20 protein-coding genes are annotated in these 23379 nt (G+C 66.4%); 8 read left to right on the forward strand and 12 right to left on the reverse strand.

Translation table 11 applies throughout. The annotated features are described in order from the left end of the window. Nucleotides 1-4 precede the first annotated feature (4 nt). Entirely contained in the window at nucleotides 5-1408 is a 1404-nt protein-coding gene (locus ACUN9Y_RS17580; RefSeq protein WP_445462019.1) for a Na+/H+ antiporter NhaC family protein, read from the forward strand. Between the two features lie 143 nt (nucleotides 1409-1551). Here ACUN9Y_RS17580 and ACUN9Y_RS17585 read toward each other — a convergent pair whose 3' ends face one another. From ACUN9Y_RS17585 to speB, 8 genes are all read right to left on the reverse strand, one after another. Then, the gene (locus ACUN9Y_RS17585; RefSeq protein ID WP_445462020.1) at nucleotides 1552-3000 is read right to left on the reverse strand and encodes an aldehyde dehydrogenase family protein; all 1449 of its coding nucleotides are present in this window, start codon (nucleotides 2998-3000) and stop codon (nucleotides 1552-1554) included. 44 nt (nucleotides 3001-3044) lie between these two features. Next, the gene (locus ACUN9Y_RS17590) at nucleotides 3045-3788 is read right to left on the reverse strand and encodes an MBL fold metallo-hydrolase (protein WP_445462021.1); all 744 of its coding nucleotides are present in this window, start codon (nucleotides 3786-3788) and stop codon (nucleotides 3045-3047) included. Beyond that, complete coding sequence (locus ACUN9Y_RS17595; protein WP_445462022.1) at nucleotides 3785-4567, reverse strand: carbon-nitrogen hydrolase family protein; 783 nt, start codon at nucleotides 4565-4567, stop codon at nucleotides 3785-3787. The genes ACUN9Y_RS17590 and ACUN9Y_RS17595 overlap by 4 nt, the downstream gene beginning before the upstream one ends. A gap of 5 nt (nucleotides 4568-4572) precedes the next feature. Beyond that, nucleotides 4573-5904, reverse strand: coding sequence for a purine-cytosine permease family protein (locus ACUN9Y_RS17600; RefSeq protein ID WP_445462023.1), 1332 nt, complete (start codon nucleotides 5902-5904; stop codon nucleotides 4573-4575). Nucleotides 5905-6050: 146 nt separating this feature from the next. Continuing rightward, on the reverse strand, nucleotides 6051-7664 hold the full coding sequence (locus ACUN9Y_RS17605; protein ID WP_445462024.1) for a 5-guanidino-2-oxopentanoate decarboxylase: 1614 nt from the start codon (nucleotides 7662-7664) through the stop codon (nucleotides 6051-6053). Nucleotides 7665-7816: 152 nt separating this feature from the next. Next, nucleotides 7817-8467: an HD domain-containing protein gene (locus tag ACUN9Y_RS17610; RefSeq protein ID WP_445462025.1), complete on the reverse strand. Its 651-nt coding sequence runs from the start codon at nucleotides 8465-8467 to the stop codon at nucleotides 7817-7819. A gap of 68 nt (nucleotides 8468-8535) precedes the next feature. Next, nucleotides 8536-9921 carry a YjiH family protein gene (locus ACUN9Y_RS17615; protein WP_445462026.1) on the reverse strand — a complete coding sequence of 462 codons (1386 nt, stop codon included), beginning with the start codon at nucleotides 9919-9921 and terminating at the stop codon, nucleotides 8536-8538. A gap of 81 nt (nucleotides 9922-10002) precedes the next feature. Beyond that, nucleotides 10003-10953, reverse strand: coding sequence for an agmatinase (gene speB / locus ACUN9Y_RS17620; RefSeq protein ID WP_445462027.1), 951 nt, complete (start codon nucleotides 10951-10953; stop codon nucleotides 10003-10005). Nucleotides 10954-11251: 298 nt separating this feature from the next. Between speB and ACUN9Y_RS17625 the strand changes: the two genes are divergently transcribed. Beyond that, nucleotides 11252-12748, forward strand: coding sequence for a sigma-54 interaction domain-containing protein (locus tag ACUN9Y_RS17625; protein WP_445462028.1), 1497 nt, complete (start codon nucleotides 11252-11254; stop codon nucleotides 12746-12748). On the opposite strand, the gene ACUN9Y_RS17630 is transcribed toward ACUN9Y_RS17625, so the two are convergent. The 3 genes from ACUN9Y_RS17630 to ACUN9Y_RS17640 form a co-directional block, all read right to left on the reverse strand. Further along, the gene (locus tag ACUN9Y_RS17630; RefSeq protein WP_445462029.1) at nucleotides 12745-13836 is read right to left on the reverse strand and encodes a mechanosensitive ion channel family protein; all 1092 of its coding nucleotides are present in this window, start codon (nucleotides 13834-13836) and stop codon (nucleotides 12745-12747) included. The two genes, ACUN9Y_RS17625 and ACUN9Y_RS17630, sit on opposite strands and share 4 nt — an antisense overlap. Nucleotides 13837-13977: 141 nt before the next feature. Beyond that, nucleotides 13978-14334, reverse strand: a complete 357-nt coding sequence (locus tag ACUN9Y_RS17635) for a hypothetical protein (protein WP_445462030.1) — start codon at nucleotides 14332-14334, stop codon at nucleotides 13978-13980. Continuing rightward, complete coding sequence (locus ACUN9Y_RS17640; RefSeq protein WP_445462031.1) at nucleotides 14327-14641, reverse strand: hypothetical protein; 315 nt, start codon at nucleotides 14639-14641, stop codon at nucleotides 14327-14329. Before ACUN9Y_RS17640 ends, ACUN9Y_RS17635 begins: the two co-directional genes overlap by 8 nt. A 332-nt stretch (nucleotides 14642-14973) precedes the next feature. Here ACUN9Y_RS17640 and ACUN9Y_RS17645 point away from each other — a divergent pair, with 332 nt between their 5' ends. From ACUN9Y_RS17645 to ACUN9Y_RS17655, 3 genes are all read left to right on the forward strand, one after another. Continuing rightward, on the forward strand, nucleotides 14974-16362 hold the full coding sequence (locus tag ACUN9Y_RS17645; RefSeq protein WP_445462032.1) for a YfcC family protein: 1389 nt from the start codon (nucleotides 14974-14976) through the stop codon (nucleotides 16360-16362). A gap of 4 nt (nucleotides 16363-16366) precedes the next feature. Then, on the forward strand, nucleotides 16367-17080 hold the full coding sequence (locus ACUN9Y_RS17650; protein ID WP_445462033.1) for a DUF1028 domain-containing protein: 714 nt from the start codon (nucleotides 16367-16369) through the stop codon (nucleotides 17078-17080). A 143-nt stretch (nucleotides 17081-17223) separates the two neighbouring features. After that, nucleotides 17224-18480 carry a M20 family metallo-hydrolase gene (locus ACUN9Y_RS17655; protein WP_445462034.1) on the forward strand — a complete coding sequence of 419 codons (1257 nt, stop codon included), beginning with the start codon at nucleotides 17224-17226 and terminating at the stop codon, nucleotides 18478-18480. 59 nt (nucleotides 18481-18539) lie between these two features. Here the strand turns inward: ACUN9Y_RS17655 and ACUN9Y_RS17660 are convergent, their stop codons facing one another. After that, nucleotides 18540-19289, reverse strand: coding sequence for a FadR/GntR family transcriptional regulator (locus ACUN9Y_RS17660; protein ID WP_445462035.1), 750 nt, complete (start codon nucleotides 19287-19289; stop codon nucleotides 18540-18542). A gap of 195 nt (nucleotides 19290-19484) precedes the next feature. Between ACUN9Y_RS17660 and ACUN9Y_RS17665 the strand changes: the two genes are divergently transcribed. The 3 genes from ACUN9Y_RS17665 to ACUN9Y_RS17675 are packed head-to-tail and all read left to right on the forward strand — an operon-like array spanning nucleotide 19485 to nucleotide 23273. Beyond that, nucleotides 19485-20174 (forward strand): methylamine utilization protein, encoded by a 690-nt coding sequence (locus ACUN9Y_RS17665; protein WP_445462036.1) that lies wholly within the window; start codon nucleotides 19485-19487, stop codon nucleotides 20172-20174. Continuing rightward, on the forward strand, nucleotides 20174-22423 hold the full coding sequence (locus ACUN9Y_RS17670; protein WP_445462037.1) for a putative bifunctional diguanylate cyclase/phosphodiesterase: 2250 nt from the start codon (nucleotides 20174-20176) through the stop codon (nucleotides 22421-22423). Before ACUN9Y_RS17665 ends, ACUN9Y_RS17670 begins: the two co-directional genes overlap by 1 nt. Further along, a complete protein-coding gene (locus ACUN9Y_RS17675) occupies nucleotides 22413-23273 on the forward strand; it encodes a DUF3034 family protein (RefSeq protein WP_445462038.1) in 861 nt (286 codons plus the stop codon). The genes ACUN9Y_RS17670 and ACUN9Y_RS17675 overlap by 11 nt, the downstream gene beginning before the upstream one ends. Nucleotides 23274-23379: the final 106 nt, after the last annotated feature.

Here is a 23379-nt window from a genome sequence, read left to right on the forward strand (position 1 = left end):
GACAATGACAACACCGAGTGCAATGCCTTCCCTGACCTTCCGTGGGGGGACCCTCGGGGCCCTGACGCCGCTGATACTGCTGGTGGTGGGTCTGGTCTACCTGTCGGTGTTCGAACGCGCCGGCACCAAGCCGTTCTGGGCCTGTGCCTGGGTAGCCATGGGGGTCGGGCTCTTTCTCTGCCGGCAGCGAACCGCCTACTGCGACAGCCTGCTCAAGGGCATGGGCAACTCCACCGCGACGGCGATCATTGCGCTGTGGCTGCTGGCCGGTGTGTTCGGCAAGCTGATGGCCGCCGGCGGGCTGATCGATGGCCTGATGTGGTTGGGGGCCGCGGTGGGGGCTGAAGGCGCCGCCTTCACGCTGCTGGCGTTTGCCATGGCGATGGTGTTCGCCTTGGGGACCGGCACCAGTACCGGTACGGTCATCGGACTGTCGCCGGTGCTGTATCCGGCGGGTGTCCTGCTGGGGGCGGACCCGTCCATGCTGGCGGTGGCGATCCTGTCCGGGGCGGCCTTCGGTGACAATCTGTCCCCGGTGTCGGATACCACCATCGTTTCCTCCTTTACCCAAGGGGCGGAGATCGCCGATGTGATCCGCACCCGCCTGCCGCTGGCGCTGTCGGCGGCGGGTATCTCGATGGTGATCTTCATGCTGTTCGGTGCCAGCGGCGAGGCTTCCACGGCCGCCGTGGAGGTGCCCTCCGGCCATGCCTCGGGGCTGGTGATGCTGATCCCGCTGGCGGCGGTGGTGGTGTTCGCCATGAAGCGTCGCCACATCGTCGAGGCGATGTTTATCGGCAATCTGGTGGCCATGTTGTGTGCCCTGGCGATCGGTGCCATCGGTCTGGGCGACCTGTTCTCGTTGCCCGAGGCCAGGGGCGAAAGCACCGGTTTGATCGAGAACGGTATCGCCTCGGTGACCGGCGCGGTGCTGTTTGCGCTGATGGTGCTGGCGCTGACCCAGGTGATTCTGGATAGCGGCCTGATGGAAAAGCTATTGGAGGGCGCCAAGAAGCGTCTGGTCAAGGACCGGGCGAGCGCCGAGACCAGCATCGTGGCGGTGACGATTGCCGCCTCGACGCCGCTGTCGGCCAATGCACCGGCGCTGCTGCTGGTGGGGCCGGGACTGGTGAAAAGCCTGGCTGAGCAGTTCGGCATCTCGCCGGCACGGGCCGCCAATTTGATGGACTGCGCCGTGTGTACGGTCTTCTTTCTGCTGCCCTGGCACATCGTGGTGGCGGTCTGGCAGGAGGTGATCGCCTCTACTGCGGTGCAGAACGAGGTCGCCGCGCCGTCCGCCTTTGCCTCCTTCTTGACGCCTTACCCCTGGGCCATGCTGGTGGTGCTGGCGATCTCGATCCTGCTCAGGCGGCGCAAGCAGGGGGCCACCGAGGTCGCTGCGGTCTGATCTAGCACCAGTCTCTCGCCATTCCATGAAAAATAGCCCCGACGTCATGTCGGGGCTATTTCGCGATGCGAGAACGGGACCTGGGGTTCGCGGTGCCGGTAGCGCCGACCCGTGGCCAGGCGTCGGTCAGATGCCGGCAGCCGTTAGCCCGCCGGGCCGATCAGGTGCTTGACCTCGAGATAGCCAGATAGTCCCCACGGGCCCAGCTCGCGTCCGATGCCGCTGATGCCGAAACCGCCCCAGCTGGCTTGCGGCATCACCACCTGCTCCGAGTTGTACCAGATGCTGCCGGCGCGCAGGGCTCGGCCGACGCGCTTGGCGCGCTCGACGTCGGCGGAAATCACCGTGGCGGCCAGGCCGAAGTCGCTGTCGTTGGCGAGTTCGATCGCTTCTGCATCGCTTGTCACCGTGCGAGCGCAGAGCACCGGGCCGAAGATCTCCTCGCGCCACAGACGACTGTCGGTGGGCACGTCACGGTAGAGGGTCGGGGCGATGAACTCACCCTGGGCTGGCAGGTCACGATGGCGGGCATCGCGCACCGCGCTCAGGCCTTCTTCGCCGGCGATCGTCAGGTAGCGCTCCACCGCCTGACGCTGACGCGCGCTGGTCATCGGGCCCATGTCGGTGTGTTCATCCAGCGGGTCGCCGAGACGAATCGCATCGATGCGCCTGGCGAGGGCATCCAACAGGGCGTCTGCCACGGCCTCGTGGACGATCAGGCGCGAGGTCGCCGAGCAGATCTGTCCGGAGTTGAAGTAGATGCCGGCGGCGACCCAGTCGGCGGCCGATTCGATATCGGCGTCATCCAGCACCAGGATCGGTGACTTGCCGCCAAGCTCCAGCGATACGCCCCGCACGCCATCGGCGGCGGCCCGCATGACCTTTTCCCCCACCAGATTGCTGCCGGTAAATGAGATCTTGTCGATCCCCTTGTGGGCGGTCAGGGGCGCGCCAATGCCTTCGCCATCGCCATGCACCAGGTTGAGCACACCGGCGGGGAGGCCGATGGACTCGGCGATTTCGGCCAGGGCGTGCTCCGGCAGCGGGGTGACTTCGGAGGGTTTGAAGACCACCGTGCAGCCGGCGGCGAGCGCCGGTGCGATCTTCCAGGCGCTGGTCACCAGCGGAAAGTTCCACGGCGTGATCAGGCCGACCACTCCGGCCGGGTCCTCGAAGACCTGGGCCTGAACGCCCGCCATGTCGTGCTCGACCACGCGGCCCTGGCGGGCCTCGAGCGCGCGAGCCTGGGTGGCGTAGTAGCGGTAGCAGGCGATGGCATCGTCGAGATCGATTTCGGTTTCGGCCAGCGCCTTGCCGTTGTTGCCGGCCGAGGTGCGCATCAGCTCCCCACGCCTGGCGGTCAGGCCCTTGGCGAAGGCGTCGAGGTAGTCGGCACGGCGCGCTCCGCCGAGGGCCTGCCAGCCGGGCTGGGCGCGCCGCGCCGCGGCCACCGCGGCGTCGACATCGGCGGCGTGGCCCGCGGTCAGCTCGGCGATCTGCTCCTGGCGGTAGGGGTCGGTCACCGCCAGACGGCGCTGGCCGTGGCTGTCGATCCATTGATTGTCGATGAACTGTTGGGTCAGGTGACGCACGTCGTGCTCCAGAACAAGGGGGGAAGGGCGGAAGAACGGACGGGCTAGCGCTGGTGGGTGCGCAGCCAGTCGTCGATCAGGGTCGTGAGGCGGTCGCCGGAGAAGCTTGGGAAGTGCCCGCCGTGGACGCAGCGTACCGGGAGCTCGCCCAGGCGTCTGAGGCTTGCCGCGTAGTCGTCGAGGTCGCTGTGGTAGAGGTCCTCGATCAGCTCGCCGTCATAGAGGATGTCACCGGAAATCAGCGTGGCGGTGGCGGCTTCCCACAGGGCGATGCCGCCGGGAGAGTGGCCTGGGGTGTGGATCACCGTGAAGCGACGGTCGCCGAGGTCGAGGGTGTCGCCGTCCTCGAGGAGCTCGATGGCCGCTGGCGCCGGGATGCGATAGCCAACGTGGGCGTAGGGCTCCGGGGGCAGGGCCTCGAACATCGCGTCGTCGAGAAAACGCTCGGCCAGGGTACGACGGTTGTCGGGGGCGGCCAGGATATCGGCTTCGGCGCGGTGCACGTGGCAGCAGTCGAACTCGTGGGCGGCGCCGATGTGATCGAAGTGGCTGTGGCTCGCGACCGCGACGATGTCGCGTTCGGCGAGCAGGGCCACCCGCTGGCGCAGCGGCACCGCCCCCAGGCCGAAATCCACCACCAGATCGCGGTCGCGGCCGCGTACGTGCCAGATATTGCAGCGGTAGAACGGCTTGATCGCCGGCTCGTCGATCAGGGTGATGCCATCGGCCTTGGGCTGGGTGCGGTACCAGCCGACGGCATCGCCCCGGGGCAGGGAGGCGTGACTCATGCTGGCGACCTCGGCGGGTCGCGCAGGTCTTTCAGGTAATCCTGATGAATACGGCTCTCGTCGATGCGATCCAGGTCGATGTCTACCACCAGGGTGCCCGGGTCGGCACCGAGGCTGCCCAGCACCTCACCGTCGGGGCCGGCCACCACGCTGTTGCCGCAGTAGTGCAGGGCCTCCTCGCTGCCGGCGCGGTTGATGCAGGCGACGAAGCGCTGGTTGTCCAGTGCCCGGGCACGAATCTGCAGGATCTGGCGCTCGGCGTTGGGCACCATGTTGGCCGTCGGCGAGAGGATGACCTCGGCGCCGTGGCGGGCCAGGGCCCGGGCCATTTCCGGAAACTCGTTGTCGTAGCAGATCATCAGGCCGAGGCGGCCGAGCCGGGTATCGACCACGCACAGCGCGTCACCGGCGACGAAGTGGTGGGCTTCCTTATCCCATAGCTGGCGTTTGTGGTAAGTGGCGATGCGCTGACCGCGGTCGTCGATCAGTACCGCCGAGTTGGTCAGCCGGCCATCGGCCTGGCGCTCGGCCAGGCCAAACAGGATGAACAGGCCGTGCTGGCGGGCCAGCTCGGCCACGCGGGTGGTCAGGGGGCCCCCCACGTCCTCGGACAGCTCGTCGAGCTGGGCGAAGATGTTGTAGCCGGTCAAGGCAAGCTCCGGCAGGGCGAGCAGGTCGGCGCCGGCGGCGATGGCCTGCTCGCACAGGCTCTCGAGGGCTTCCAGGTTGGCGGCGGTATCGCCGCGGACAGGGTCGGTCTGCGCCAGCAGCAGTCTCATGGGAGTCACTCTCCGATCACCCCCGCGACGTGACGGGGGCGGGTGAACAGGATGGCGCCGAGCCAGTAGAGGCCGCCGGTAATGACGAATACCGGCAGCGAGGCGCCGAACGACAAGGGCGCTACCAGCGACCAGTAGGCGGCCAGGGCCGCGCCGATCAGGTAGGCACCGACGGCTACCGGGGCGGTGGGGCGGCCGAGCTGATGCGGCGCCTTGACGAGCTCGGCACGGTAACCATCGCGGCCGACCAGGTAGTAGTCGACGATCATCACCGAGAAGGCGGGAATGAACAAGGCGCCGATGATCAGCAGGAAGTTCTGGAACTGGTCGAGGATGCCGGGGATCAAGGCACCGAAGACGGTGACCACCCCGATGACCAGCGCGGGCTTCCAGAAGGTCATCCCCGGGGCCACGTTCATGCACGACAGCGTGGCGCTGTAGACCGCCATCACGTTGGTGGTCATCACCGAGAAGAAGATGACGAGGGCGGCGGGTAGGCCAAAGCCGAAGCCGGACAGCAGCCGGGTCGGGTCATAGGTCTGCTCCATGCCGTTCATTACCGAGATGCCGGAGACGGCGGCGCCGAGGCCCATGGCGATCATCGCGGCCAGCACATAGCCAACGTAGGTGCCCCACACCGCGATGGCGCCGCTCTTGCAGTTGCGGTTGTAGTCGGCGGAGGAGGAAATCCAGGAGAACGACGTGGCGATGACGATATCGAAGGCGATGCCGAGCGTGATGCCATTGTGCGATTCCACCGGCATGTCGAACAGGGCGGTCATGTCGTAGTGGCTGTTGAGCTGGTAGAGCACCACGGCGGCCAGCCCAACCATGGCCAGAGCCGCCCAGCGCTCGACCCGCTCGATGCCAAGATGGCCGCGCAGCACGATCAACACCACCACCGATTCGCACAGGATGGTCATCAGCGGCAGGTTGGAGTAGCCGGTGGTCGCCTCGATGGCGTAGTCGAGACTCATGCCGGCGAGCAGTGCCTGAATCCAGCTCCAGGCGATCAGCACGCCCATGTTGACCAGCGAGATCAACCGGCTGCCCGTTGGCCCGTAGGCGCGCCGGGTCAGTGCCATGGAGGGCAGGCCGGTACGTTGGCCCATCAGGCCGACCAGCAGCAACGGCACCGCGCCGATCAGCGAGCCGATCAGCACGGTGCTCATGGCGGTGGAAAATGTCAGGTCCGGGACCAGCAGCATGCCGGTCAGGATGGTGGTGACCACCACGTTGGCGCCGAGCCACAGGGCCAGGGTGCCGAAGGCGCCGAGGCTCTTGTGCGGATGCTCGTCGAGGGTGTCCTGTCCGAGCAGGCGGTCGAGGAAAGCCATGGTGTTGTCCTTGTGTTGTCGATTGTTGTTGTCGATTGTTGTTGTCGATTGGTGCTGTCACGGGCGCCGTGATGTGTTCGCGTGTGGAGTCGGGCGGTGACCGGGAGGGCGCCACCGCCCTGGTGGGTGGCCGTGCGAGGCGCCGTTCAGCCGAGCGAGGCCTCCCAGGAGGCCGCATCGATCTCGATCAGCATCGGTCCCGCGGTCGGACGCTTGGCCAGTGCCCGGGCAAGACCCGGCACATCGCCGACGCGGGTTGCGGCGCAGCCGAAACCCGCGGCCAGGGTCTGGAAATCCGGCGCCTGGATGTCGACGCCCAGGCGCGCCACGCCGGCGTTGTCCATGAAGCGGCGGATCTCCTCGTAGCCCTGGTTGTGCCACAACACGATCACCAGCGGCAGACGCTCTTCTACGGCGCAGGCGAGTTCGGTCAGGGTGAACATGATGCCGCCATCGCCAACCAGGGCGATCACCGGCAGGTCGGGGCGTGCCAGGCAGGCGCCCATGGCCGCGGGCAGGCCGTAGCCTAAGGTGCCGTAGCCGGTCGAGGCATTGAAAAAGCGCCGCACGGCGGGCTGGGAGACCAGATGGTTGGCGGCATAGGTCGTGGCGCAGGAGTCCCCGACGATGATCGCCTCGGGCAGCGCCTCGCGCAGGGTCTCGAATAGCGGCACGTAAGCGGCGAAGGCCGGGTCCTCGGCAAGCCCGAGTGCGGTCAACGCCGCCTGGGTGCGGGCGGCTCCCTCACGCCTGGATGCCGGGACGCCGATGCGATCGGCCAAGGCGACGAGGCTGAGCCCTGCATCGGCCACCAGGGCCAGGTCGGCCTCCTGATTGCGTGCCAACTGCTCGGGGTCGATGTCGATACGGATCAGCTTGCCGGCGATCACGAAGCCATCGTCGAACACCACGTCATAGTCGGTCTCACCGAGTTCGGTGCCGATGGCGAGCACCACGTCGGCCTCCCGAGCCAGCTCGCGCACCGCCGGCAGCGAGGCGTTGGCTCCGAGATCCAGCGGGTGGCCACGACCGAGCAGGCCCTTGGCATTGATGGTGGTGACGGTCGGGGCGTCCAGTGCCTCGACCAGGCCTCGCGCCGCCTCGGGGGCGGCGACGCAGCCGCCGCCCATCAGCACCAGTGGGCGCTTCGCGCCGGCGAGCCAGGTACAGGCCTGATCGAGTGCCGCGGGGTCAGGCGCCGCCTTGGCCAGGGCGGCACGTCGCCAGCTCCTGGGCTCGGTGACCGCAGCGTTGAACAGGTCGATGGGAATCTCGATGTGCACCGGCCCCGGGCGCGCGCCGTCGAAGATGGCGAAGGCCCGTGCCATGACCTCGGGCAGCGCCTCGGGGTCCAGCAGGGTGTGACTGAAGCGCGCTACGCCGGACAGCATGTTGCGCTGGTCGGGCAGTTCGTGGAGCCGGCCCTGGCCGCGGCCGAGGGTGTCGCGGCGGTTGACGCTGGAGATGACCAGCATCGGCACCGAGTCGGCCAGGGCCTGGCCCATGGCGGTGGCGATATTGGTCATGCCGGGGCCGGTGATGATGAAGCACACGCCGGGCTTGCCGGTGGCCCGGGCGTAGCCATCGGCCATGAAGCCGGCGCCCTGTTCGTGACGCGGGGTAACGTGGCGAAGGCCGCCGTTGTCACCACCTTCCAGGCCGCGATACAGCTCGATGGTGTGAACGCCGGGAATGCCGAACACGGTGTCGGTGGCGTAGGTGTCGCGCAGCAGACGGATCAGCAGTTCGGCGCAGGTCATGAGCGGGTTCCTTGGTGGTTGGCGGAGGGACGCTATCGATGGCGATAGCTGTGCCGATAGCGGTGGCGATAACGATGCCGATAGTGATGCCGATAGTGATGCCGGTAGTGATGCCGATAGCGCAGGTGGCTGGCGACGGATGAGCCGCCGCACTACTCGCTGGCGCTTGGCGTTTTCGTCGTCGTGGTCACGCTGGCCTGAGGCGCGTACGGATCGGCCACCACGCTGAAGGGTTTGCGGGCGAAGATTCGCCGCACCATGGGCGCGAAATGATCGAGCTCCCGGGTCGGGTACGCCGGGTCGAAAGATGGGCAGTCCCAGTCGCGACAGAAGGCCTCGACGTCGGCGAACCAGGGGTGGCCCCTGAAGCGCTCCCGGGCGTCCTTGTCGCCGCCGACCTTGTCCCAGTAGTAGTGCCCCTGGAAGACGTCGTGGTGCTTGACGATCCAGTGGGTTTTCTCGCTGACGAAGGGCCTTAGAATCGAGGCGGCGTATTCGGCGTGGTCGAACAGCGCCAGTTCGTCGCCGATATCGTGAAGCAGGGCGGCGACGATGATTTCTTCGTCGGCGCCGGCGTGTTCTGCCCGAGTCGCGGTCTGCAGGCAGTGCTCGAGCCGGGTGATCTGGTAGGGCTGGTGGCCTTCGCCGAGACGTTCGAGCGTGGCAAGCACGGTGTCGGCCAGCCCCGCCAGGTAGTCGTGGTCGTGGGCGGCGATGACCGCCCAGTCTTCACGGGTACTCTCGTCGATGCGGGTGAACGCGGCCTTGCCGGCGGCGTGGGCAGTGGTGGCGTCGAGGCTCATGGTGGTGTCTCCTTGTGGGCCGGTCCGGGTCCCGTCGACGGGGCCCGGACCCGACCGGTCGGGCGGGCTTAGCCCACCAGCCAGTGGCCCATGACCACGATGATCGGCAGGGTGATGGCGGTGCGCAGCAGGAAGATCGCCACCAGCTCCCACAGCTTGAGCGGGATCTTGGACTTCAGCAGCAGGGCGCCGATCTCGGACATATAGATCAGTTGGGTCAGCGACAGGCAGGCGATGACGAAACGGGTCAGTTCGCTCTCGATGTCGCTGGCCAGCACCGCCGGGAGGAACATGTCGGCGAAGCCGACCAGGGTCGCCGGCGCCGCGGCTTCGGCTTCCGGCAGGCCCATCCACTCGAGCACCGGCACCATCGGATAGGACAACCAGGTGAACAGCGGTGTGAACTCCGCCAGCACCAGGGCGACGGTACCGATGGCGATAACCAGCGGCAGCAGGCCGAAGAAGATGTCGGCGACGTTGAACAGCGCGACCCGGGCAAGCTTGGCCGGCCCCGGTGCGGTCTCGGCGCGGGCCACGGCGAGACCGAGGCTATAGCGCAGCAGGTTCTGGGAGCCGGTGTTTTCTTCCTGGATACGGCAGCCGACAGGTTCATAGTAGGTGTTCGGCTTGCGCGACAGGGGCGGCAGGCGCGGCACGATCACCGCCGCGACCAGGCCGGCGACCACCACGGTCAGGTAGAACGGCACGAACAGGTGGTTGATGCCGATGAAGCTTGTCACCAGCAGCGCGAAGGCGATGGAGACGATGGAGAAGTTGGTGGCGATCGCCGAGGCTTCGCGGCAGTTGTAGTAGCCCTGCTCGTACTGCTGGGTGGTGATCAGCACGCCCACGGTGCCGGAGCCCATCCAGGAGGCCGTGGCATCGATGGCGCTGCGCCCGGGCAGGCCGAAGATCTTGCGAAAGGGCGTGCGCACCAGGCTGCCGATGAATTCCATGAAGCCGAAGTCGACCAGAAACGGCAACAGGATGGCGGCGAAGAAGAAGAACGTCAGCAGCACCGGGGCCAGGTCATTGAGCATCACGCCACCGGTGAAGGACGCGGTAATGAATTCGGGGCCGACCTGGAAGTAGGTCATCAGCGCGAATGCAGCACCGAGGGCACGCATCCCGACCCACAGCGGGGCCACGTCGAACAGCTCATGCAGCGCGCCCTGTCGGGCCCAGCCCGGTTTGGCCAATTTGACCACCAGCGTCAGTACCAGCGAGAGGCACAGGACGACGACGGCGATGGCCGGCAGGCTGTCACCGAGGCTGGCCTTGAGCCAGTCGGCGGCCAGGCCCATGCCGATGTTGATCGAATCGCCCACGGAGAAGGGCACCAGAAACAGCAGAATGCCAAGGATCGAGGGCACCAGGAACTTGATCAGGCCGTGGGTGCTGAGCGGCTTGCCCTCGGTGCTGATGGCGTCGGCGGAATGCAGTTGGGAAGACATGGGAAGCACTCGTTGGTCTTGTAGTGTGGGGTGCCCTCCAGGGGCACCCTCGGAAGGGGCGTGGTGGGTGTCGACGAGTGGCTAGTCGCGGCTTTCGACGCCCGGGAGCACACAGAGCATTTCGTAGAGCAGGGTAGCGCCCATCAGTGCCGTGTTGCCGCTGGTGTCGTAGGGCGGGGAGACCTCTACCAGGTCGCCACCGACCACGTTGAGGCCGGCCGCGCCGCGGACGATCTCGAGGCCTTGTTGAGCGGTCAGGCCGCCCATTTCCACGGTACCGGTACCCGGCGCCACGGACGGGTCGAGGCCATCGATGTCAAACGAGATGTACACCGGGCCGTCGCCCATCTGCTCGCGTACCTCCGCCATCAGCGGCGCCAATGACTTGTACCAGCACTGCTCGGCCTGGACCACGCGGAAGCCCTGCTCGCGGCACCAGTCGAAATCCTCGGCGGCGTAACCGGTGCCGCGCAGGCCGATCTGCACCACTCGGTTGGCGTCCAGCAGGCCTTCTTCCTGGGCGCGCCGGAACGGGCAGCCGTGGGCCACCTCTTCGCCGAACATGTGCTCGTTGACGTCGGCATGGGCATCGATGTGGATCAGGCCGACCGGGCCGTGCTTCTTGGCGATGGCGCGCAGGATCGGCCAGGTCAGGGTGTGGTCCCCCCCCAGGGTCAGCGGAACGCAGCCTTCGGCCAGCACCTTGGTGTAGAACTCGGTGATGATGTCGAGGTTCTTCGGCAGGTTGAAGGTGTTGATCGGAACGTCGCCGATGTCGGCCACCTGCAGGCTGTCGAAGGGGGCGGCGCGGGTCGCCATGTTGTACGGCCGCAGCATGCGCGATTCGTCGCGAATCTGACGCGGGCCGAGACGCGTGCCCGGGCGATTGGACGTGCCGATATCCATGGGAATGCCGATGAAGGCGGCGTCCAGGCCCTTGGCGTCGGTCTGGGTCGGCAGGCGCATCATCGTGGCGGGGCCGCCGAAGCGCGGCATCTCGTTGCCGCCCAAGGGTTGGTTGAAGTCGCTCATGCTGTCTCCCTGCTGTGTCTGAGTCGTCACGGCCTGGTGGCGGTGGTCGCGTGCTGGGCCCTTGAACTCTGGACCCTTCGCTCGCCTGTTGACGAGTCCTGACAGGGAGTAAGCAGGCGGCGTGCCATCATTGTTCAATCTTAGACGAAAGGCTAATCGGGTCGCGGATTTTCTGGCCCCAGATGCCCCCGGGGCAGCACGGCCGTGGGCCAGCACAGCCGATTGATCCAACAATGGATCACTGCGACGGCGCTGGTGATACACTCGTGGATCAATGATGCATTTTTGGATCGACAGCATGAGCACGACCGACGCCCTTATCCTGCAGACCATCATCGACACCGCCCACGATCACTTCTTCATCGTCGCACCGGACGGTGGCATTCGTGATGTCAGCCCCGGTGCGGCCGCGGTGTACGGCATGTCGCGGGAGGAGCTGTGCGCGACAACCGTGCAGGCGCTGGTGGCCGATGGCGTGCTCAAGCCGTCGGTGAGCCTCGAAGTGATTCGCAGCGGCGAGCCGGCTCAGGTGGTGCAGCACACCGGTACCGGGCGCCGGGTGATCGCTCAGGCCCACCCGGTGTTCGACGGCGAGCGACTGGTGGCGGTGGTCAGCCGGTCGATGGATCTCACCGACCTGCAGCTGCTGCAGCAGGAGTACTCGCTGCTGCAGCGTCGTTTTAGCGAGCATCTGAAGGGCCGCCTCGCCAGCCAAGAGGACAGCGAGTGTCTGGAGGCCGAACTCGGCGACCTGGAAATCAAGAGTCGAGTGATGCGCGAGGTGGCCTTGCTGCTGAAACGGGTCGCGCCGACCGATGCCACGGTGTTGATGCTCGGCGAGTCCGGGGTCGGCAAGACCGCCTTCGCCAGGCAGCTGCACCGCTGGAGCTCGCGGGCCGATGGGCCCTTCATCGACGTCAACTGCGCGGCCATTCCCGAGAGCCTGTTCGAGTCCGAGATGTTCGGCTATCGCCAGGGTGCCTTCTCGGGGGCCGCCCCCGGTGGCCGGGTTGGCCTGATCGAGCAGGCCGCCGGTGGCACCCTGTTTCTGGATGAAATCGGCGAGCTGCCGCTATCGGTGCAGACCAAGTTGCTCAAGGTCATCCAGGACGGACGCGTGACCCGGCTCGGCGACAGCGCCTCGCGGCGGGTTGATTTCCGCCTCGTGGTGGCGACCAATCAGGACCTGGCGGCGCGGGTCGAGCAGGGCGTGTTTCGTCTCGATCTGTACTACCGACTGAACGTCATTCCGGTGACCCTGCCGCCGCTCCGGGAGCGCCGCGAGGACATTCCCGGGCTCGCCGAGCGTCAGCTTGCGCGCCTCAACGAGCGCTACGGTGAGACCAAGATGCTCGGCAGGGACCTGTGGCAGGCGCTGATGGGCCGGGATTGGCCGGGCAATGTGCGTGAGCTGGAGAACGCCCTGGAGCGCGCCTGGCTGTCCGCCGCCGAGGACGTCATTCGCGGCCGCGAGACGCTATTGACCACGGCGCAAGGGACGCCTGAACGGCACCAGTCAGCGCCGCCGCCACACCAGTCAGCGCCGCCGCCACACCGGGACGAGTCGTCGCCACACCGGGATGAACCGTTCTCGGCCGACGCATGCGATGGCCAGGACGCCACGCTGCGCACTGACGAAGGTCTCAAGGATGCCCTCGCGCGTGCCGAGCGGGCCATTCTCGCCGAGCTGTGTCATCGACTGTCGTCCACCTACGCCATCGCCGAGCGCCTCGCCATCAGTCAGCCCAGCGTGGTGCGCAAGCTCAAGCAGCATGGGTTGAGGATTTTGCGCTAGTCACCCCGTTGCGGTCTCTCCGGTCCCAGGCCGTCCCGGCGAGGTGCCGCCGCGTCGGAGCGCTCGTCGGTCGGTCTCGCTGGTGACTCGGGTACCCGTGTCGCTGACTCTGGCGTCGCCCCTGACTCTGGCTCTGGCGTCGCCCCTGACTCTGGCTCTGGCGTCGCCCCTGGCCCTGGCGTCGCCCCGGGCCCTGGCGCGCCCGGCCGCGCGATCGACAGCGGCTCGCCGGGCTTGAACACCAGGGTGCGATAGGGGAAGGGAATCTCGATGCCGTGCTCGTCGAGTGAGCGCTTGATCGCTGCCACCACCTGGTCTCTGGAGGCGCGAATGTCGACCGGTCGAGAGCCGGTCCACCAGGCGACTTCGAAGTCGATGGAGCTGGCGCCGAAGGCCTGGGCGAAGACCTGGACCGTGCGCACATCGCTTCGCACCGAATCGACTTCCTGTACCGCCTTGAGAATTACCGCCCTGGCCTCATCGACATCTTCCCCGTAGGCCACGCCGACGATGATCGAGGTGCGCCGGACATCGCGGTTGGTGCGCACGATGACGGGGTGTTGGAACAGCAGCGCGTTGGGCACCACGATCAACTGGCCGTCGGTGCGTCGAATACGGCTGTCGCGCACCGTGATCTCCTCGACCAGGCCCTCGACATCGTTGGACTCGAGGGCGATGTGGTCGCCGATCTTGAACGGTTCTCGCCACAGGATCAAAAGCCCCGCCAGGAAGTTCTCGAACACGTCCTTGAAGGCGAAGCCGATGGCGATGGAGCCGAGCCCCAGGGTGGTCAGGGCCTTGCCGGGGGTGACCGAGGGAAAGACCAGGGTGATGGTGATGAGCAGGCCACCGAGCCACACTCCGAGACCGGTCAGCATGGTCAACACGTCGCGCAGATTGCGCCTGAGGCGCGCCTTGGCCGAGACCCGGGACACGATGGCGGCGGCGAGCCGGGCCACCAGCCAGGTCGTCACCAGCAGCAGCAGGCCCGCGATCAGTCGTGGGCCGATGGTGCCGAGATCCGTCAGATAGTCCTGCAGCTCGCTCAGCAGCAGCGCCAGGAAGGGAACCTGCTCAAGCTCGTCCATGCCAATGCCTCCAGGGCTGGGCGTTGCTCTGAGCATAGTCGCTGATGGCGGTTGACCCAGCGCTGCCGGCTCTCCACGCAGGCCGGCTTTCCACACAGGCCGGTTTTCCACACAGGCGTGGCGGGCGAATGCCCGCGCCACTCAAGGCCGGTCGGCTCGTGGCTCGACGAGACGCAGGTAAGGGACGCCCGCACGGTGGCTGTCTTCCTTCTTGCGTCGTTCGCGCGTGCTGCACAGCACGCTGAGCGCCTCCGGCGGCTGGCGCAGGCATTCCTCGATCACGTCGGCGATGCTGGTATCGAAGCGTCTGGCGATCACCATCATCTCGGCCAGACGCTGGGGACCGAGGCGTTGAAGGGCTTCCCGGGAGAGTATCGTCTGGGCACCGGAAAGCTCCCAGCCGATGCGCCGTCGCTCATCTTCGGCCGATGCCAGGGGCGGGCATAGCCTGTGGTTGGCGATGAGGCTTTCATGGATGCTAGCGATGAGGTCAATCATCCGGTGGGCTCCCGAAGAGCGAGACAATGTTGCCTTCGGTGCGCCGGCGACAGCGTCGCTCGGCGCGCTTTTCCGCGCTGAGCAGGCGGTACATGACCAGTGGGACGGGGATCAGCTGGGTGCCGGCGATCAGTGCCTCAAGGCGTTCGTCCTGGTCGAACTCGGCGTGGTACTTGAGCCAGTCCTCGAAGACGTCGCACAGCAGATGGTCGTCGATGCAGCGCATCAGGCGTGGCTTGAACAGCAGCATCATCTCATCGAGGAAATAGTCGATGGCGGTTTCCCGGGCGCGTTCGTCGCCTTGCATGTCACGCTCGACAGTGGCTTGTCGAAGCACCGCTCTGATGTAGTCCACCCAACGCCTCCATCGCGTTTTGGGACGATGATCCCGCCCATTGCGGCACCACGGCCTGATCCAGGGCAATGGGGAAGGTGGGGCGCCAGGGCGATGCGCGTTTCGGCGTGCTCGGCCGGCCTTGACCCGTCAATTTATCATGATAAATTGACGGTGACGCCTCTTGCTCAGGGACGTCACCGCTCTCCTCTTGTCGGCCAGCCCTATCGTGGCGAGCCCCACCATGGTCAGCGGTGAGGACCTCGCCGTCGGGTGTTTTCGATCAGGACAACAAGGACAACGACATGAGTCACAACGAACAGGCGCTGACCCAGCGCAAGAAGTGGTATCGCACCGTCCCTGACCCGATGGTGCTGATCTTTCTGATCCTGCTGGCCACTTATGCCCTGACCTTCGTCATCCCCGCCGGTGAGTTCGAGCGGGTGATGCAGGACGGGCGTACCCGAGTGGTGCCAGATTCCTTCCATTACCTGAGCGATGTGGCGGCGATCTCGCCGTTCGACATCTTCGTGGCGATTCCCAAGGGACTCAATTCGGCCTCGCTGTACCTGTTTATCGTGTTCATCGCCGGGGGACTGTTTCATATCCTGCAGAAGACCGGCGCCCTGGAGAACGCCATCGGTGTGGCGGTCAACCGCGTCGGCGTCGGCCGGCGCAATGTCATCATTACCGCCGGCACCTTCATCTACGGCTTCTTCGGCGTTGCCGTGGGCTTTGAGAACAATATCGCTCTGGTGCCCATCGCGGTGCTGATCGCCAGTGCCGTGGGCTGTTCGAGCCTGGTCGGTACCACCATGGCGGTGGGGGGGATCGGCATCGGCTTCGCGCTGTCGCCGATCAATCCCTACACCGTGGGGGTGGCCCAGGGCATCGCCGAGTTGCCGACCTTCTCCGGTGCCTGGCTGCGCACCGCTCTGGTGCTCTCGGCGCTCGCCTTGTTGTCGTTCTACATCTGCCGGTGGGTGGTGAAGATGGACTTCGAGGAGCCCGACAACACCAAGGCCATGAGCAAGTCCCTGGACGAGTACCGCATGTCCAAGCGCGACAAGCTGACCCTGGCGGTGTTCGTCGGCGGGCTGGCGGCGATGCTGGTCGGGGTCTTCACCCAGGGCTGGTACATCAACGAGATCGCCGGGATGTTCCTGCTGATCGCCATTGCGATCGGCGTGGTCAATGGCCTCTCGGCCAACCAGATCGTCAAGCAGATGATGGAAGGGGCTTCCGGTGTCACCGCCGGTGCCCTGGTCATTGGCCTGGCCGCCTCGATTCAGGTCATCCTCAACCAGGCCCAGATCATCGACACCATCGTCTATGCCCTGAGTGGTCTGATCCAGGATATCCCGCCGGCCTTCTCGGCGATCATGGCGAGCGTCGTGCAGGGGGTGATCAACCTGTTCGTTCCTTCGGGGTCCGGACAGGCGCTGGTCACCATGCCGATTCTGGTGCCGGTGGCCGATCTGGTCGGCATGAGTCGCCAGTTGATGATCACCGCCTTCCAGGTCGGCGATGGCCTGACCAACCTCATCGTGCCGACGTCCGGGGGCACGCTCGCCATGCTGGCCCTTGGCCGGGTGTCCTACGAGAAGTGGTTGAAGGCTATTCTGCCGTTCATGGTGCTGGTCTATGCCCTGTCCTGGGTGGGCCTGGTGATCGGCCACATGGTCGGGTACTGAGACGGTGACGCTGTCGCTGATTCACGTTCATCCGCATAGCGGCACGGTGGCGGCCATCACCGCCACCGGCGGGGTGGCGGTGGGGGGCTATGTGCATCATGCCTGGCGTGGGCTCGGGGCCTGTGTCACCCAAGGCCTGGTGACCAACCCCTGGTACCCCGACGGCGTGCGCCGGCGCCTGGAAGCCGGCGACGATGTCGGTGCGGCGCTCGCCAGTGTGGTCGGCGCCGATGCCGGCCGCGAGCAGCGCCAGTGCCTGGTAATGGATGCCCGTGGCCGGGCGGCGCTGCACATAGGCGCCGACAACCTGCCCGCGGTGGCCTGTCGTATTGCACCTGGCGTCGCGGTAGTGGGCAATATGCTCGCCGACGCCGCGGTCATCGACGCCCTGATGCGGTGCTTTCTCGATTCGTGCTGTGACAATGCCGGCGAGGTGATGGCATCAGTGCACGGTGACGTGATACCGCGTTTTCGCCGTGACTACGCCGAGGGCCTGCTTGAGACGCTGATCGAGGCGCTGGCGGCGGCGCTCGATGCCGGCGGTGACCGCCGCGGGACGCACTCGGCGGCGCTGCGCATCGAATCGTTTAGTGTGCCGCCGCTGGATCTGCGCGTCGACTGGGCCGAGCACGAGCTGATCGCCGAGCTAACGGGGCTCGCCAGGCGAGTGCGTGCGCCGGCCTTCAGCGGTTTTCTGGCGACCTTACCGCGGCGATAACGCGCGCAGGGGCGTCGTGGCCTGTCTCGCCGCTCCCAGCGGTATCGCTTCTCTTCTCGATTGCGCTGACGCCTCAGGGCGCACGCATGATCATGACGTTGCCGTCGCTTGCGTTGGGCACGATGGTAATTGGGAGACCTTCAATGAGTTCCTCGACCCCCTCGCCAGGACTTGGCCACACGCTACTCGAGCGCCTCGATGAGGCCGCGCAACATTCCGAACCGGGCCCCGGCGTCACTCGCCTGTTCTGCTCAGACGAGCACCGGCAAGTGCTGACGCTGATCGGGGACTGGATGCGCCGCGCTGGCCTGACGCCGGAGCTGGATGCCTCGGGTAACCTGGTGGGGCGTAGCGCCAGGGCACTTGCCGGCGAGAAGACCCTGATCCTCGGCTCCCACCAGGACAGCGTGGTGGAGGGCGGCAAGTACGATGGCATGCTTGGGGTGGCCTTGCCGCTGCTGGCACTGGAGGCGCTGAAGGAGGCAGGCGTCGAGCTGCCCTATGGCGTTGAGGTGGTGGCCTTCGGCGATGAAGAAGGCACCCGCTTTCAGTCGACGCTGATCGGCAGCCGGGCCCTGGCCGGGACCTTCGATCCGGCGAGCCTTGCGGCACTGGATGCCGAGGGCGTAAGCCTGGGTGAGGCGCTCAAGGCCTTCGGTGGCGAGCCGGCCCAGATCGCTTCCCTGGCTCGTGAGCGCGACTCGGTGCTGGGCTTTGTCGAAGTGCATATCGAGCAGGGGCCGGTGCTGGAGCGGCGTGATCATGCGTTGGGTGTCGTCACGTCTCTGACCGGCATCGAGCGTCATCGGCTCATCGTCCGGGGCAAGGCGGGCCACGCCGGTACCACCCCGATGGCGGGGCGACGCGATGCCCTGGTCGGCGCCGCCGAGATGATCGCCGCCGCCGATCGCGTGCTCAACGCCACCGACGACTTCGTCGGTGTGGTCGGCAAGCTCGAGGTGCGGCCCAACGCGGTCAACGTGATTCCCGCCGAGGTCGTGTTCACCCTGGAGCTACGCTCGCCGGACGCCGCCATTCGCCGCCGCGGGCGGGACGAGATTCTCGCCGCCTGTCACCACCATGCCGAGGCCCGTGATCTTGCCCTCGAGGTGACGCCGACCTATGCGGCCGAGGCCGTGGACTGCGCGGATTGGCTGATCGAGGCAATAGAGGGGGCCTGCGTGGATATCGGCGAGCGGGCCGAGCGGCTGTTCAGCGGCGCAGGCCACGATGGGCTGGCGATGCGCGACCTGACCGATATCGGCATGCTCTTCGTGCGCTGCACCGATGGCCTGAGTCACCACCCGGATGAGGCCATCACGGCGCTAGACGGCGATGCCGCGACGCGGGCACTGATGCGCTTTCTGCATGATTTTCCTCGGCGCCTGGCGCAGCGCTAGCGGCAGATGGGCGGCAGCCACAGGTGGTCTGGCGCCACTTCCCCCACCGCTGGCCGTCCTTAGCCTTCGGCCAGAAATCCGCGTCTGACCTGGGCCTCGTTGTCATTCATCACCGCCTGGGCCTCGAGCAGATGCTCGTGCATCAGTGTCCGGGCGCGCTCACCGTCGCCGGCTTCGATGGCGTCGAGCAGCCAGGCATGGTACTGGCAGCCGGCGGGGCCGATATGGTGGTCTCCCGGCTCGTACAGGCGCCGATAGACGGTCAGGTCCGACAGCACCTGGGCGGTGAAGCGAATGATGAAGGCCAGCAGCGGATTGCCCCCAGACAGGGCAGCCAATTCTTCATGGAAGGTCAGCGAGTCGATGTGCTGTTGGCGTTCGCCGTCGAGGTCGACGGCAGGCTCGGCGTAGCTCGCCAGGCCATTGCGCAGGCGCTGGATCTCGGAGGCATTGACCTTGCCGGCGAGGTTGGCGGCGAGCTCCGGCTCCAGCGCCAGTCGAATCTGGTAGATGTCGCGGATCGAGATGTCCTTGAAGTACAGGTAGTGACTGAGCAGGGAGATCGCCCGGGCCTCACTCATCTCGCGCACGAAGGCGCCGCCGCCGGGGCCGGTGCGGGTCTCCACCAGGCCTTGAGCCTCCAGCACCCGGGTGCTTTCGCGCACGGTGCCCTTGGAGACACCGAGGCTTGCCATCAGTTCGGCTTCGCTTGGCAGGCGATCGCCGGGGGAAAGCTGTCGATCGACGATCCAGCCCTTGATGGTATCGGCCACCCGATAGGGGCGTCGGCGCGGCGTGGTGCCAGCCATGGCGAGACTCTCGTTGCTGCAGGGCAGACTAGGGTAGCAGAACGTTCGAGGACGGCGTATGGCGGCCGTCGAGAAGAAGGTGTGCAGTGTCGGTAGCCTGCTTTGGTTTCAACGGCATCTTCCGGCCATCATGCTACGATCTCGTAAGAAACTCAGCACAGCTTGTCAGCCTTTTCCCTGTTCGTGGCGGTCCCTATGCGCATCACTGCTCCACTGCCACTGCCACTGGTCCTGTCGTTTGCGCTGCTGATGCTTTCTGCGTCGGCACTGGCGGCCAGCATTCGCGTGATCGATGCCGAGACCGGCGAGCCCCTGGCCGATGCCGTGGTGGAGCTGAGTCGCACAGAGGCCTCGCCAGGCCCGGGCCAAGGGGAACACGAAGGCGTTTTCGAAATTGCCCAACGCCATGCGACCTTCGTTCCCCTGGTGACCGTGCTGCCGGTGGGCAGCAAGGTGATCTTTCCCAACCGGGACTCGTCCCGTCATCACGTCTATTCGTTCTCGCCGGCGAAGGTCTTCGACCTCGAGCTGTATCTCAGCGAGACCCCTCCCCCAGTGGCCTTCGAGCGCCCAGGCGTCGTGGTGCTGGGGTGTAACATTCATGACCACATGCGGGCGTTCGTGGTGGTCAGCGATGGCGACCGGTTCGCCATGACCGATGCCCGCGGACGAGCCGACTTTCCCGCCGTCGAGGCTCGCAACCAGGTGATCAGAGTCTGGCATCCGCGACTCGAGGACACCCATCAACGCTGGTGGCAGGGACGGCTGGTATCGGCCACCCAGGAGGTCGCTCTCGAGCTCGAGGCGAGGCTCATGCAGCCGGCGCCTCCTTCGGATCTGCAGCGTCGCTTCGACCAGGCGCTGCAGGCGCGAGATGCCGGTTGATGAGCTTTCGTGCCAGGCTGCTGCTGGCGATGCTGGCCGTGACTCTTGTCGCTCAGTTGGCCATCGGCCTTGCGGTTCTCGGCACCTTGAAGGCCCGCACTCTCGACGCCACCGAGGACGACTTGCGGGTCGCGGTGGACGTGACCGAACAGCTGATCGCCGAACGTGGCGAGCAGCTCGAGAACAACGTTGGCATTTTGGCCTCCGATTTTGGCTTCAGGAGCGCGGTGGCGGCCGGCGAGCAAACGACACTTGTCACCGCGCTAGCCAACCATGGCGAGCGCGCCGGTGCTAATCTGGTCATGTTGCTGTCACCCGAGGGCGAGGTGCTGGCGAGTAGCCTCCACGGTGAACACGCGACCTTTCCTTACGCTGCCCTGTGGCAGCGCGCCCAGCGCGACGGGTCGGCCGTCGACATCATCGTCGATCACGGCGAGGCCTATCAGGTGGTGATGCTGCCGGTGCGTGCGCCGGCGCTGATCGGGTGGATCGGGATGGGGTTCGTGCTGGGCGATGCCTTGGCCCAGGAGGCGTCGGAGCTGACCAATACCACGACCTCGTTTGACGTCTCGGGCGCGGCCGCAACGCCGGCGGCACCGTCGGACGCGATGGTCGAGCGGCGTGGTGTGCTCTACCAGGGCGAGCTGGGACGAGCCGAGGTCGTGGCACGGCGGTCCTTTCAGGCCCTGATGGCCCCCTACTACGCCCTGAGAATGCAGCTCGGCGGCATCTTTGCGGCCACCCTGGCGTTTACCGCCCTGGCGGCTGCACTGGTGTCACGCAGCATCAGCGTGCCCTTGCTGCGCCTCGTCAGTGCGGCCAAGAGCATCGGTCGGGGCGAGCGACTGGAGCCACATCGGTTGCCGCAGTCCGGCGAGCCGGGGCTGCTGTCACGGACCCTGGTCGGCATGCAGGAAAGCCTGATCGCGCGTGAAGGGGAGCTGCGGCGCCAATCGCTGCACGATCAGCTGACTGGCCTTGGCAACCGGGTGCGAGCCATCGAGGACATCGAGACGGCGATCGCCACCGGTGCGTCCTTCGTCCTGCTGCGCCTCACGGTCAACCACATGCGCCGTATCAACGATACCTTCGGCTATGAGCTGGGCGATCAGGTGCTGCGCACGCTGGCGGGTCGCCTGGCCGATCTGCCGCCGCCAAGCCGTGGTGCCTACCGCTTGAACGGCGATGAGTTCCTGCTGTTGCTGTCGGCCTGCGAAGGCGAGCCGCTATGGCTCGACGACACCTACCGCCGCCTCAGCCGGCCGATGGATCTGGCGGGATCGACGTTGACGCTGACCTGCGCTCTCGGAGAGGTTCGTTTTCCCCAGCATGGTCGACAGGCGAGCCTGCTGCTGCGGCGCGCCGAGATAGCCCTGGAGACGGCTCGTCGCGAACGCGTGCGTCACCGGTGTTATCTGGAGGGCCAGGATGAACACCATCTGCGCAGCCTGGCGCTGGTCCGGGACCTGCAGCACGCCACCGAGCGCGACGAGCTCTCGCTCCGGTACCAGCCCCAGATCGATGCGACCAGCGGACGCGTGCAGACCGTCGAGGCGTTGATGCGCTGGAACCATCCGCGTCTCGGCCGGGTGGCGCCGGATGAGTTCATCGTTCTGGCCGAACGCTCGGGCCATATGCCGTCCCTGACGCGCTGGATGCTCGCCACCGCCTGTCAACAACTCGCGCAGTGGGTCGAGCAGGGCATCGACCTGCGCATGGCCGTCAATATCTCGGCGCTGGACCTGGAGAACGAGACCCTTGCGCCGATCATTGCGCGGATGCTCGACCGCTACGGTCTCGACGGAGAGCGGCTATGCGTCGAGGTGACCGAGAGCGCGATCATGCGCTCCCCCGAGATGGCGACCCGGGTATTGATGGCATTGCGGGATCGTGGCGTGTGCGTGGCGGTGGATGACTTCGGCACCGGGTATTCCTCCTTGGCGCAACTCAAGCGGCTGCCAGTTCAGGAGCTCAAGATCGACAAGTCATTTGTTCTCGGACTCGTCCCCGACAGCGAGGACGACGTGATCGTCTCCTCGACGATCGATCTGGCGCATCACCTGGGGCTGCGTACCGTCGCAGAAGGTGTCGAATCGCTGGCCATCGGCGAACATCTGACACGAATCGGCTGCGATCTGCTGCAAGGGTATGCCTATGCCGCCCCGATGTCGGCGACTGCCCTCGGTGAATGGCTGGCCCGACGGCCGGAGGTCACCAGTGCCAGGGAGAATGCACGTCATGACCCGTGAATCCCTTGCCGACCTACTGCGCCGCAGATGTCTCGTGCTGATCTGTGCGGCGGCGGTTGTCGGCGATGTTGAGGCCGGCAGTCGACTGCTGGCCACCGGCGGTGTCACTCAGATCGAAGGGGCCGCGGGGGGCGGGCTGACCCCCTGGGGGGTGCTCGCCGGGACCGCCAGCGAAGGCGAATGGGCGCTGTCGGCTGCTCACAGCCAGGCCTGGCTCGACGATTACAGCCTCGAGGTCAGCGCCGTGGCGGCGAATCTTTACGATCGCCTGGAGCTGTCCTGGGCTCGCCAGACGCTGACGCTGGACACCCTTGGCGGTGACGTCGAGCAGGACATCGTCGGCGCCAAGCTGCGTCTGATCGGTGATCCGCTGTATCACCCCTGGGGCTCCTGGAGCCTCGGGGTGCAGGTCAAGCGCCTAGAGGATGCGAGCCTTGCTCGGGCGGTAGGAGCCCGGGACGACGACGGTGTCGATGTCTATCTCAGTGGCACCAAGCTGTACTTCGCCGCCCTCGCCGGACGCAATCTCATCGCCAATCTGACGCTGCGGTCCACCAAGGCCAATCAGGGCGGGCTGCTCGGCTTCGGGGGAGACCGCGACGATGACCGCTCGCTGGTGGTCGAAGGCTCCCTCGGGGTGATGCTGGCGCCGAGCTGGGTGGTCGGCGTCGAGTACCGCCAGAAACCTGACAACCTGGGGTTCGCCGAGGAGCAGGCGTGGCAGGATGCCTTCGTGGCCTGGCTGCCGAGCAAGCATATCTCGGTGACCGGTGCCTGGTTGGATCTGGGGGATGTTGCCGGCCTCGCGGATCAGCAAGGCGGTTACCTATCTCTGCAGTTGGCACTATGAGCGGGCCGGCGTGGGGCAAACACCGACCGGCAAGGGCGCTACCAATGGTCTCTGCAGTTGGCACTATGAGCGGGCCGGCGTGGGGCAAACACCGACCGGCAAGGGC

Source organism: Halomonas sp. V046 (assembly GCF_052645355.1).